At 47.0% G+C, this 12,837-nt stretch carries 9 protein-coding genes and 1 riboswitch; of the genes, 3 read left to right on the top strand and 6 right to left on the bottom strand.

What is annotated here, in order from left to right:
• Positions 1-61 precede the first annotated feature (61 nt).
• From gap to tkt, 3 genes are all read right to left on the bottom strand, one after another.
• Positions 62-1,075, bottom strand: coding sequence for a type I glyceraldehyde-3-phosphate dehydrogenase (gap, locus tag RGU72_RS05840; RefSeq protein ID WP_322118837.1), 1,014 nt, complete (start codon positions 1,073-1,075; stop codon positions 62-64).
• A 167-nt stretch (positions 1,076-1,242) separates the two neighbouring features.
• Positions 1,243-1,848: a GNAT family N-acetyltransferase gene (locus tag RGU72_RS05835; protein WP_322118836.1), complete on the bottom strand. Its 606-nt coding sequence runs from the start codon at positions 1,846-1,848 to the stop codon at positions 1,243-1,245.
• Entirely contained in the window at positions 1,845-3,848 is a 2,004-nt protein-coding gene (gene tkt / locus RGU72_RS05830) for a transketolase (RefSeq protein ID WP_322118835.1), read from the bottom strand. The genes RGU72_RS05835 and tkt overlap by 4 nt, the downstream gene beginning before the upstream one ends.
• Before the next feature lie 742 nt (positions 3,849-4,590).
• On the opposite strand from tkt, the gene RGU72_RS05825 reads away from it, so the two are divergent.
• Positions 4,591-5,316: a 16S rRNA (uracil(1498)-N(3))-methyltransferase gene (locus RGU72_RS05825; RefSeq protein ID WP_322118834.1), complete on the top strand. Its 726-nt coding sequence runs from the start codon at positions 4,591-4,593 to the stop codon at positions 5,314-5,316.
• A gap of 74 nt (positions 5,317-5,390) precedes the next feature.
• Here RGU72_RS05825 and RGU72_RS05820 read toward each other — a convergent pair whose 3' ends face one another.
• A complete protein-coding gene (locus RGU72_RS05820) occupies positions 5,391-7,388 on the bottom strand; it encodes an ankyrin repeat domain-containing protein (protein ID WP_322118833.1) in 1,998 nt (665 codons plus the stop codon).
• Between the two features lie 200 nt (positions 7,389-7,588).
• Here RGU72_RS05820 and RGU72_RS05815 point away from each other — a divergent pair, with 200 nt between their 5' ends.
• Positions 7,589-8,053: a YidB family protein gene (locus RGU72_RS05815; RefSeq protein ID WP_322118832.1), complete on the top strand. Its 465-nt coding sequence runs from the start codon at positions 7,589-7,591 to the stop codon at positions 8,051-8,053.
• Between the two features lie 136 nt (positions 8,054-8,189).
• Here RGU72_RS05815 and RGU72_RS05810 read toward each other — a convergent pair whose 3' ends face one another.
• Complete coding sequence (locus RGU72_RS05810; RefSeq protein WP_322118831.1) at positions 8,190-8,834, bottom strand: 2OG-Fe(II) oxygenase; 645 nt, start codon at positions 8,832-8,834, stop codon at positions 8,190-8,192.
• 416 nt (positions 8,835-9,250) lie between these two features.
• Positions 9,251-9,337, top strand: a riboswitch (cyclic di-GMP riboswitch).
• An 87-nt stretch (positions 9,338-9,424) separates the two neighbouring features.
• Between RGU72_RS05810 and RGU72_RS05805 the strand changes: the two genes are divergently transcribed.
• Positions 9,425-11,875 (top strand): S53 family peptidase, encoded by a 2,451-nt coding sequence (locus RGU72_RS05805; RefSeq protein ID WP_322118830.1) that lies wholly within the window; start codon positions 9,425-9,427, stop codon positions 11,873-11,875.
• Between the two features lie 282 nt (positions 11,876-12,157).
• Here RGU72_RS05805 and rpiA read toward each other — a convergent pair whose 3' ends face one another.
• A complete protein-coding gene (rpiA, locus tag RGU72_RS05800; RefSeq protein WP_322121566.1) occupies positions 12,158-12,829 on the bottom strand; it encodes a ribose-5-phosphate isomerase RpiA in 672 nt (223 codons plus the stop codon).
• Positions 12,830-12,837: the final 8 nt, after the last annotated feature.

Here is a 12,837-nt window from a genome sequence, read left to right as displayed (position 1 = left end):
TCAATAGACAAAAAAAAGCCCCGAAAGTTCGGGGCTTTTTTTTTAATCGTAAAAACTGAAATTATTTCGCGTTCATCAAGGCAACCGTTGTATCCAACATGCGGTTAGAGAAACCCCATTCGTTGTCATACCAGCTAGACACTTTGACTAAACGACCAGATACTTTAGTCAATGTTTCGTCATAAGTACTAGATGCTGGATTGTGGTTGAAATCGACTGAAACCAATGGCGCTGTGTTGTAATCCAAAATACCTTTTAAGGCACCTTCGGACGCTGCCTTTAATACGGAATTGATTTCTTCTACCGATGTGTCGCGGGCAGCAACAAATGTCAGATCGACAACAGATACATTGATGGTTGGTACGCGCATTGCGTAACCATCCAGTTTGCCGTTCAACTCTGGCAACACCAGTCCAACTGCCGCTGCTGCGCCAGTTTTAGTCGGGATCATGCTCATCGTGGCAGAGCGCGCGCGGCGTAAGTCTTCGTGCATGACATCAGTCAACACCTGATCATTGGTGTAGGCATGGATGGTCGTCATCAAACCGTTGACGATACCGATCGCATCATTCAAAGGCTTCGCCAAAGGTGCTAAGCAATTTGTGGTGCAAGAGGCGTTAGAAATAACGGTATCGGTTGCCTTCAATACGCCGTGGTTCACACCATACACAATCGTTGCGTCAACATCTTTGCCACCAGGTGCAGAGATGATGACTTTTTTCGCGCCGCCGGCCAAATGTGCAGAAGCTTTTTCTTTTGTCGTGAAGAAGCCGGTGCATTCCAGCACGACATCGACATTCAACTCACCCCAAGGGATATTCGCTGGATTACGCTCAGCGAATACCTTGATCTTGTCGCCATTGACGATCATGGTATCGCCTTCGACAGTGACTGTGCCAGGGAACTTGCCGTGGGCAGTGTCGTAACGAGTCAAGTGAGCATTAGATTCTGCATTGCCGAGGTCATTGATCGCTACGATCTGAATCTCATTTTTGAATTTGCCACCTTCGTAGTGGGCACGCAGAATGTTACGACCGATACGGCCATAGCCGTTGATTGCGACGCGAATCGTCATGGTTTTATCTCCAATAAAAACAGTGAAAAATCTTTATAAATCTGTGTAAATTTTTATAAGTTTAAGGTTTACTTCAGGGGTTTACTACAAAACTGGTATGAAGCCTTCATAAAAACCAAGAACACTTTTTTACTTAAATTTAAGGTTCTATGGCCTTAAATTGGCGATCAGTGCAAAGTCGGCGCAACCTCTGCCGAGGTCAAATGCAATTCAGTTAACTCGTTCAAATCTGGCCAGCCATAGGCAACCTCTTGCAGCTCCAGCTCATCCCAGATGAAGTTTTGCTCGATCAAAAATTGACCGCCAAAAGTTTCATAGAACTGGCGTGCTGCCTTGTTACCAGTCAAGACCCAGACCAACATATTCTTTGCACCCATGGCTTGCAAAGTACGCGAGACTTTTTGCAGCATCCGTTGACCGATACCTAAACCTTGATAAGCCGGGCGCAGATAAATCGCAGCTAACTCTGCATGCATTCCCTGCTTTTCTTCCTTCAACAGAATCCCGGAGGCGAACCCAATAATCTCGTCATCCGCAATGGCAACGAATACGCAACGTAGCTCATCAGCCGATGTGTTAAGAATACGAGTCCAGATTGCGGTACTGTCATCAAGCTTCATTTCATCGAGATATTCATCAGGCATGACACCGCGATAAGTAGCACGCCAGCTTTCTATACGTACAGCGGCAATCGCTTGCGCATCGGCGACTGTCGCACGACGCAAGCTGATTTCTTTAATGATGCTGGCATCGCTCATACTTTGCTTACTCACGCTAAAGTCGCTTTCACTTTAGCAACTACGTTTTCTACTGTAAAACCGAAGTATTTAAACAAGACGCTGGCAGGCGCTGATTCACCAAAAGTATCGATGCCGACAACAGCACCTTCCAAGCCGACATATTTGTACCAGAAGTCAGTTACACCAGCTTCGATTGCAATCCGTGGCAAACCTTTGCCGAGAACGCTCGCTTTATACGCTGAGTCCTGACGATCAAAGACATCGGTTGATGGCATAGACACGACGCGTACAGGTATGCCTTGCTTTGCCAGCTCGGCGGCTGATTTCACCGCGAGTTCAATTTCTGAACCAGTGGCAATCAGCACGGCTTTAGCATCGGCAACATCTTGTAATACATAACCACCGCGAGAAACATCGGCAATTTGCTGTGCGCTACGTTCTTGGTAGGGTAAGTTTTGGCGCGAGAAAATCAGCGTCGATGGACCATCGTGGCGCTTCACTGCAAAAGCCCAGGCCGCTGCAGATTCCACTGTGTCGCATGGACGCCAGTTATCCAGATTAGGGATCAAACGCATACTAGAAATGTGCTCAACTGATTGATGCGTAGGACCATCTTCACCCAAACCGATAGAGTCATGTGTAAAGACAAATAAGGTACGGATTTTCATCAGCGCCGCCATGCGGATCGCATTACGGCTGTAATCAGAGAAAGTCAGGAAGGTGGCGCCAAAAGGAATGTAACCGCCGTGCAAAGCGATACCATTCATCATCGCGCTCATACCAAATTCACGCACGCCGTAGTTAATGTGATTACCGGCTTGATTACCGCGTACCGCAACACATTCTTTCCAGTTTGTCAGGTTAGAACCCGTCAAATCAGCAGAACCACCAAGGAATTCTGGCAATGAAGGCGCAAAGGCCTGAATCGCGTTTTGGCTGGCTTTACGGGTAGCGATGTTTTCTTTTTTCTCTACGCAAGAATTAATGGCACTGGCGACGACTTCGTCAAAATTGGCTGGCAATTCACCCTTCATGCGGCGAGTCAGTTCAGCCGCTTTGTGCGGAAACTGCTCTGTGTAGGCAGCAAATTGCGCATTCCACTCGCCTTCCATTTTATTACCACTGGCTTTTGCGTCCCAGGCTGCGTAGATGTCAGCAGGTACCTCAAATGGTGGATATGGCCAATCGATATTGGCGCGAACTGCAGCGATTTCTTTATCGCCCAAGGCAGCACCGTGGACGTTATGCGTGCCTTCCATGTTCGGAGAGCCCTTACCGATCACCGTTTTGCAGCAAATCAGTGTTGGTTTATCAGAGGCCTTGGCAGCAACAATTGCGGCAGACACGGCAGCGGGATTGTGACCATCGACTGCTCTTACAACATTCCAGCCATACGCTTCAAACCGTTTAGGCGTGTCATCGGTGAACCAGCCCTCGACATGACCATCGATAGAAATACCGTTGTCATCCCAAAAAGCAATCAGTTTGTTCAGACGCAAGGTGCCCGCTAAGGAACAGGCCTCGTGAGAAATACCTTCCATCAAACAGCCATCTCCCATAAATACATACGTGTGGTGATCGACGATGTTTAGGCCAGGCTCATTAAATTCCGCCGCCAGCAATTTCTCAGCCAAGGCCATACCAACGCCATTGGTAATCCCTTGTCCTAGCGGACCGGTGGTTGTCTCTACACCAGGTGTGATGTGGACTTCTGGATGCCCCGCAGTTTTAGAATGCAATTGACGAAAATTTTTGATCTCGTCCATGCTGAGATCATAGCCAGTCAAATGCAGTAAAGAATAATGCAACATAGAACCATGGCCGTTCGACAGCAAAAAGCGATCACGGTTGATCCATTGTGGATTGGATGGATTATGGCGATAGTGACCACTCCACAGTGCCACGGCAATATCTGCCATCCCCATAGGCATACCAGGATGGCCAGAATTGGCCTTTTGTACGGCGTCCATAGACAAAGCGCGGATGGCGTTGGCCATTTTAGTAAGCATAGCTGGCTGTATAGATGTGGTCATGGCGATTAGATTGGGCTAAGAGTGTCTGGGAAAATCTTTATAGCTTTAAATACTTAGGTAATGCTTTGTTGAGTCATGCTTTGAACACGACCAGCAGAAAATACTGAGCGAAAAACTACGACGAACAGGCTAGAAATATGCAACAGATTCTGCGAAGTCCGTTATTTTAACAGAGCGGGAGTGGAGAACTATGCGAACTGTCATATTCACCTCTCGCAATTTATTCCTATCAATTTTTACAGTTGATGCCATTAAGGCAATTTTATTATCAGGGAGTTTTGATATGAGTTTATAAAATCATCAACATCAGCCCAAGTTGAACGAATATACAGGCGCATCTTTAACTCGTTGCGATAAGGTAATTTGATCTTTTTCAAACGATCAGTCCAGCTTTAGATGGTTTAAAAAAAATATACTCCCCCATGATTTTATAAAAAATGCCTTAATACCCAATGAATATATGGACACTTAAATATACTAATTGGGAGTATAAATTTAAATCCAATAAGAAAACAAACAAAGCGCGAACAGCAATGATTTAGCAGCAATCCATATAGTGCTTAGCCGCGACCCTTGGAGCGGACTATCCGCAAAATCTTCCTTTATAAGAAATTTGCACCGTCAGCTTCCCAGTATCACTCCTTGCACAAATCGAAATTAGTAAAGCCTGCCGTATAATCTTTTTCCATGATATGGCGTTTTTCGATACCGTCACACGAATACTCTTTTATACAAATAGAACATGCCTCGCTTCTTTTGCCCTTTACCGCTTACCATCGGCGCCTCGATTGATCTGCCTACAGATGTCGCTCACCATATATTTGTTTTACGACTTTCTGCTGGCGAGAACATTTCTCTGTTTAATGGCGAAGGCGGCAGTTATGTCGCCACCTTGGTGTCCGTTACAAAAAAAAGTGTCATCGCAGAAGTCAAAGTATTTTTACCGGAAGAATGCGAACTACCATTTGCCCTGACTTTGGCGCAGGCTTTGCCGGAAGCATCCAAGATGGATTGGATTATTGAAAAAGCGATTGAACTTGGCGTGACGACCATACAGCCATTGTCATCCCAACGTTGTGTGGTGAGATTATCGGCAGAGCGTGCTGAAAAAAAGCTCGCTCACTGGCAAGGCATTATCGTCGCTGCGGCGGAGCAATGTGGGCGTAATCGCCTGGCTCATTTGTCTCCAGTTATGGATTTGCCTAAATGGCTGGCACAGCAAGATATGCATAAACGCATTTTGTTATCGCCCAGAGCAGATCAATCGCTTGCCGACTGGGCACGTCATCACCCCGCGCAATCAGTCAGCCTGATGATCGGTCCTGAGGGTGGATTTTCTGATGATGAAGAAATGCTGGCGATCAGACAAGGTGTCTTGACCCTGAGTATGGGGCCACGCATCTTACGTACAGAAACCGCAGGTCTGGCGGCGATTGCGACATTAAATGCGGCGTGGGGAGGGATGTAAAGTACTGCGGTGCTGCGATTATTTTTTGTTTGAAATGATTGTTTGAACTTACTCTCTTGAACTAATCTCTCAGGTTAATCGCAGTCAAGCGCTTTTGCAGCAGCTGTTTTTTTAAAATAACGCGCATAGCCGCATGCATTTTCTCCGTACAAATCTAATTTCGTTTTATCGGCACCAGATTCCAGTAAAAATTGGATTGACTGCAACTGATCATATTGCGCAGCAACCATTAATGGGGTAGAACCGCGCGCTTCGCTAAACGGCACATCAATCTCAGCGCCATATTCTCGCAATACACGCATACTGCGCACAGCACCGACATAGGCAGCGTAATGCATGGGCGTCCAGACCTGATTGCTGGCTAATCGCATGTCGGCACCAGCGTCAAGTAAAACACCGACCACTTCAACCGCGTCGCTACTAATCGCATCAAATAAGGCGCTGCGGTTTCCCATTCGGTAACCTGCAGCGCTAATGACAACTGGCGTCACATCGTCAACACGTGCGCCACTCGATAATAATAATTGCACTTTGGCCAAATCTTTTTCTTGCGCAGCCTGCATCAAGCTGGTTAGTCCATCGTTGTCACGCCGATTTGGATCAGCACCCTCAGCAAGCTTTGCCTGTAATTGTGTATATGTCTCGGTTTGTACAGGCGCCATTTCTGACTGCGCCTCGTTACGAGCAGGACCAAACACCGATAACAAAAAGTTGATCAAACTCCATCCAGCAACCGCGACAAAAAATAATAAAAAGATGCGCCCTAACCAAGGATTCATGCGATCAGCGGCATTACGCAAAGACGCAGCCTCCGCTAGCTTTGTCAAATCTAGCTGATCTAGCGGTTTTGATTTGTGCAGCAGGCATTGCCAGTGGATCTTTGAAGACTCGTTCAATGCAAAACCAACCAACAAAGGAAAAACTAAATCACCATCAAATACTCTGACTACTAATTTCCAAATAATTTTTTTGTTCTTACCATCCGCAGCACCTGAGGCTGGCAATTGTGCTGGAAAATCGACCATGAAACTCGTCTGCGAAGTTCCATGCGCAAGCTGCACCTCATCCACGACGAGTGACCACAAGGTTTTAGTGCTGGTATCTTCACCACTGCTGTCTTCATAAAGACACTGGCATTCAATCCTGACCGGATAACTTGCTTGCGGTGTGCGTAACATACCCAAACTTTCACCGAGCGGTGGTATAAAACGTATGCTCGCTTTCCATTCATTCAACCCTATTTCCGGCGCTCTGGTGGTCACTAAAACTGGCTGACCAATGCAGCTTCTGACAAACCATAATTTCACTGCAAAAAGAATCATCCCAATACCAACCAGAGGGAAGATAGCGGCGATGAGGATCAGTGGATTATTGCCAATATGAGATGAGAACAATGCCACCCCAGCGATTGGCCAGGAGAGCAAGTTCCAGAACACGGCAAAGACACCCATTGGCAACGCACCGCTTTGTTCTGGGGCAATGATCAGGCTAGAAAGTGGTACTTGATGTTGTTGAGCGAATTCTACTGTAACAACAGGAATGACAGGTTCAGCCGAAGGCCGCCAGATTTTCCAGAGTGCCCAGCAAGCGCCAATCCCCACAGCAGGGAACAGCGATGCAAACGGCAACAGAAACAATAACCGCATCCAGCGAATTGCGCGGTCATAGACGGCAAACTCAGGATCGTCGGGATCGACCCAGAGCGTGACGGACTGCTCCTGGTCTTTGGCGCGTTGCAATTCTCGATAAATATCACGTTGGTAGTCGCCAATATTATCGTTGCTGTCGCCGCCGATGTTAATGCGCTTGCTGCGGTGACCTAAGGCTTGATAGCTGTAACTAAATTCAGCCTTTACCTGGTAAGTTCTGGTCTCACCGTCGTGCTCTTCCAGGGATAGTTTTTCAATCTGCGCCTGTACTGCCACCAGATTTTGTGCTTTCCACAAACCAATTATCTGCTTAGCCAAAGGGATCGCACCTGCTCCAATACCAGCAGCAGTGAAGCTCACCCCAAATAACACAGCAATCAAACTAAACCCTATTTTTGAAGCGATTGTTTTTATTTTTTTCATGCGGCAAATATAGCAGAGCGCACAATCGCAGCGCCACTGACAGCGTTGCAAAATAGTCTCTCGGCGAGCAATAACCTTGGATGACAAATACCTCCGGAAACTATTCATACAAAGTTCACAATCAGATTAACTTTTTAGTATTAATATGATTGTCGTTTACGTTGTAATGTAATTCATCAACCACCTCAGAAAGGGATCGTATGGGACTTCTGGATTCAGCATTAGGCATGTTGGGCGGCAACTCGGATCAAGGTAATGATCCCAAAGCGATGTTGCTACAAGCTGCGCTTGGTATGCTTACCAATAATCAATCTGCTAACGGACAAAATGGTCAAAGTGATCAAACTGGCTCGTCGGGCTTATCTGGTTTAGTTAGCGCATTTGAAAACGCCGGCCTCGGCAATATCGTCAGCTCATGGATAAGCAATGGTCATAATTTGCCGATCTCTGCAGACCAAATCAAAAGTGCGCTCGGCAATGGCCAGCTAGCGCAATTGGCAGAAGCAGCAGGTTTATCGCACGACGGTGCAGCGGTACATTTGGCGGAAATGTTGCCCGGTCTGGTAGATAAGCTTACGCCCAACGGTGAAGTAGCCACCTCTGGTTTTGGTGAGTTGGGAAATATGCTGGAGCAATTTTCCAGCTCATTTTTGAGCAAGGCTTGATGTAGCGCTTTGTTTACACCGAGATTTTTTGGTTTTTTTAAGATGCATAATACCCATTTAAGCGATAGAAATGGTGTTGCGCATTTTTTATGGCAAGTTTGTCCCAAATACCTTAGTTTTCAGATCACGTTAAAGATCAAGCGCGTCGTCTAAACCAACCCGCGAGAGATAGCCGGTCACGCGTTGCGGGTAGCACTTCGTGTTGCATATCAGCCGATAAAAATAGCACCATGCGGCTGCCGAGTGGCGAAATGTCCTCTGTGCACTTATCGATGGGATGCAGTCGTAAAGCACCGCCCTGCTCCGGCAACCAACGATAGTTCAGATAAATTACCACGGATACAATCCGGCGATCATCGTCACGAAACCGGTCCAGATGTTTGAGGTAAGACGCCCCTGGCGCATAAAAAGCAAAGTGGCTCTCATAATCATCCAGCCCCAAATACAATGCTTGGTTTAAAGCAAGCCGCACTGTTTCCATAATTTGCAGATAGCGGTCACACGCTAGCGACTGACCTGCTTTTAGCCATTGGATTTGATCACCGCGAATCTCTGGCCTGATCACTTGCGCAGCACCACGACCGACATTGGCTAATTTTAACGCGCCAATATCTGCCAATGCTTGACATTCCGCCGCCAACGCCAGAGTTAAATTTTCAGACAAAAAAATGTTTTGTTGTGACCAGCCTTGTTTGACTAAGTCTTCAACAATGTTGATTTGATGCGCAATGCTAAGGCGCACAAAATCAGGGAATGAATCACCAAGTGATTCGGCAAACATGGGTGTGCTACTTTCTTGAGAAACATATTATGGAATGGTGCGCAATAAGCTCAGCTAATATGCCGCCTATCAAACGTCAGCGAATAGCCAGAGAGAAATAAGAAATTGTTGAGAATTTTTTAGAATAATTCTGATCAATTCTGTTACACCTGTTAGCAGATCATTAATTCTGAAATATTTTTATAAACAATATTCGTTTTTTTCAATAACTGCATATTTTTTTGGAAATTAATTATTTATTCCATATCAGAAACCGTATATTCATTGCCTCAATCTATAAAAAGTTGAGGTGGCGCAACAAAATTTAACTTTTAGGATCTACTTTCTAGTACAGTTTACCCATGGAATAGATAATATTAAGCAAGTTATATAGTGCTAATAGTTGTATGACACTAAAAGCACGACAAATTAGTATGAATCACTGAGGGCAAACTTGTTGAAAAACGAGGACGCAAAGCCACCGGCCTACAGCGCGAAAGCGCCATGGTAGCGGGGTTGCCAACGAGACGTAAATTACATCTACTGTAAATAAACTGATCGTTGTCACTTTTGGCCCTCGCCTATATTTTTTATATCGGAGCGTTGCAGCCATGAAAAGATCATCCTTTAAACTAAAATCTAATACAAAAAATAGTTCGCTACTGACGATTGGGAGCTTGCTTGTCACGTGCGTAGCAAGCCTGCTCACTGCTTGCGGTGGTGCGAACGACAGCGCATCGACCAATGCGCCCACCAGTGCCCAAAGCTCTATACAAATCGCTCCTTTGGTTGCTACTGGCACTACAACTTTACAAGTCGATGTGCCCAATTTACCTGACGCAGCAGCAATGCAAATTGCGCAGCCAGCGTTTCATCTGGCGCCAGTGCTGCTTAACACGCCTGAGTTTGAGGACAGTGCTGTATCTGCATTGTCAGCGCCTCATACACAAGCGATACCAACAGAATTTAAAAATCTTTCAACACGTCGCTTGACCGTGTCTGCAATGGAGATTGTTAGAGATTTGCATAATCGGAACATGGAAACTCAAACGCAATCACAGCTTCAGTCTACAGTGGATAGCAGCACAGTTAGCCCGGCTGCTGCGACAACTGCGGTATCAACCTATACACCAGCGCAAATTCGCGCAGCCTATGGTTTGCCAGCCATACCAGCGACCACAAATGCGCTGACTCCGGCGCAAGCTGCCCAACTCGGTGCGGGACAAACCATTTATATCGTTGACGCAATGCACGACCCTAATGTCGCCGCGGAACTGACAACATTTAATCAAAAATTTGGCTTGCCCGCTTGTACGACTAAAACGATCTCTGCCACAACGGCACTCCCGCTTGCGACAGCATCGGCCAGTAGCTGCGAATTTGCAGTGGTCTACAACACGGCCAGCGGCACCTTAACGGCGACAGCACCTGCTTATGATTCTGGCTGGGCGACAGAAATCGCTCTCGACGTGCAGTGGGCGCATGCGACAGCACCGCTGGCACGGATTATTTTGATCGAAGCTGTTGATGCTTCACTCAACAGTTTGATCGGTGGCGTGAAATTAGCCAATGCAATGGGGCCGGGCGTGGTCTCAATGAGCTTTGGTGCGACAGAAGGTAATTGGACCGGCTCTGTTGATGCCGCATTTGCTGCCGCGAATATGACATATCTTGCTGCGACAGGTGATTCTGGCGCTGCCGTTGAATGGCCTTCCGTTTCGCCAAATGTGTTGGCGGTTGGCGGTACAAGCTTAAGTTTTTCCGGCACTGGTACGCGCAGTGAGGTGAGTTGGTCTGGCACAGGTGGTGGCACCAGTGCTTATATAGCCACACCAGCTTATCAGTCCAACGCGGTGCCAGGGATGGGAACGGTGGCACGTCGTACAGTTGCCGATGTGTCGTTCAATGCAGATCCCTCTACCGGACAATATGTAGCGATTATTCCTTCAGGCAGTTCTGCTGCGAGTTGGGTCAGTGCTGGTGGTACCAGTTTATCTACCCCGCAGTGGGCTGGCATTATCGCGATCGCCAACGCCTCACGCGCTCTGACTGCGAAATCTGCATTAGGTGGGCCGCATGCAGTTTTATATGGACAAATCTCAACTGTACCCGGCGCTTATGCCAGTGCGTTTGCGGATATCACCAAAGGTTCTGACGGTACTTGCGCCACTTGTAGTGCCAAAATCGGATATGACTCATTGTCTGGTTTAGGCACACCGAATATCAGCAACTTATTAACTAGTTTGTCTGGCGCAAGTATGCCAGTGACTGCGCCGGTAGTGACGCCTGCGAGCATTGCTGGCAAAGTCGGCACGGCATTATCGTTCACGGTATCTGCTACTTCCGCCAACCCATTGACATACAGTTTAAGTGGTGCCCCATCCGGGATGACGATCAGCAATACCGGTGCGGTGACGTGGGCGACGCCAGTACTTGGTACCTACTCAGTATTAGTCACAGTAAAAGATTCTAAAACTGGACTAAGCGGCCAAGCGATCTATACCATCACAATCACTGCCGCGACAACGACTCAAGCGCCCGTAGTCAATGCAACGACTATTTTGGGCAAAGCGGGCACGGCATTGTCGTTTAGCGTGTCGGTCACTGCGTCCAATCCAGTGACTTACACAATGACTGGCGCACCCGCCGGGATGACTATTAGTGTAGCTGGCATCGTGAGCTGGGCAACGCCGATAACAGGCAACTATGCTGTGACTGTGATTGCAAAAGACAGCAAAACCGGATTGAGCGGTCAAGGTATTTTCACCGTAACAATTAGCACGACTAGCGTAAGCGGTCCGGTAATCACAGTGCCAACCATGGTAGGCGTCGCGGGTAAAGCGCTTTCCGGAACGATAGGAATCACAGATCCTGGTGCGACGTCGTTATCCATCACGATCTCTGGTGCACCGATGGGAATGAGTTTTTCTATGAGCGGAATGAACGTGATCGCCGCTTGGGCGAGTCCGGTAACAGGCAGTTATAGTTTGAGCGTGTCCGTTGTTGATTCTGCCGGACGTACTGCAAAAGTAGCGATCCCTATCACTATTAATGCGAAGTAATAGCAAAGGTATAACCTCAGGAAATACTATTACGATATAAGTACAGCGAAAAAACTGCGGATCTTGTTTGATCGTCCTCAGTATTTTCGCTGCTTATACTCTTCAATCTACTAAGTTCAGTCTACCTAAGATTAATATACTCCCCATTATTTTTTAAAAAATTAAGCTACTGCCCAACAAACTTCTGGACAACTTAAATATACATAATGGGAGTATATAAAAACGGCAAAACTTTACACTAGCAAAACTCACCTGCAATGTGAGGAAACAGCCTGCGCTAAATTAAAAATTCAGCGTTTTAACACCTTCAGCCGTACCCAACAAGCAGACATTCGCGCCTTGTTGCGCAAACAAACCGACTGTCACCACACCGACGATATTATTCATAGCCGCCTCCATCGCTACCGGATCGGCAATTTGCAAGCCATGCACGTCGATGATGATATTGCCGTTATCCGTTAGCAAAGGCACGCCATCTTTTAAGCGTAGCCGCGCTTCGCCACCGAGGGCATTAAGCTTGCGAACAACGACGGCTTGCGCCATAGGGATCACTTCGATTGGTAGTGGAAATTTACCCAGCAAATCGACCAGCTTAGAACCATCGGCGATACAGATAAATTTGTCCGCAACTGAAGCAACAATTTTTTCGCGAGTCAGAGCCGCACCGCCACCCTTGATCATTGCACCTTGGGGTGTAATTTCATCCGCACCATCAATATATACCGGCATGGAGGTGACATTATTCAAATCAAATACGCTAATCCCATGACTGCGTAAACGGGCTGCGGTTGCTTCTGACGAGGCGACTGCGCCCTTGATTTTATGTTTGATCTTAGCCAATTCATCAATGAAAAAATTGGCAGTAGAGCCAGTACCGACACCGACAATACTATCTTCTACAACGTACTGAATAGCGGCTTGGGCTACGGCTTGTTTAAGTTCGTCCTGAGTCATGATGCGCA

Source organism: Undibacterium sp. 5I1, assembly GCF_034314085.1.
Lineage (GTDB): Bacteria > Pseudomonadota > Gammaproteobacteria > Burkholderiales > Burkholderiaceae_D > Undibacterium.
Note: the sequence above shows the minus strand (reverse complement) of the source record. Positions and strands in the feature narration are given on the sequence as shown.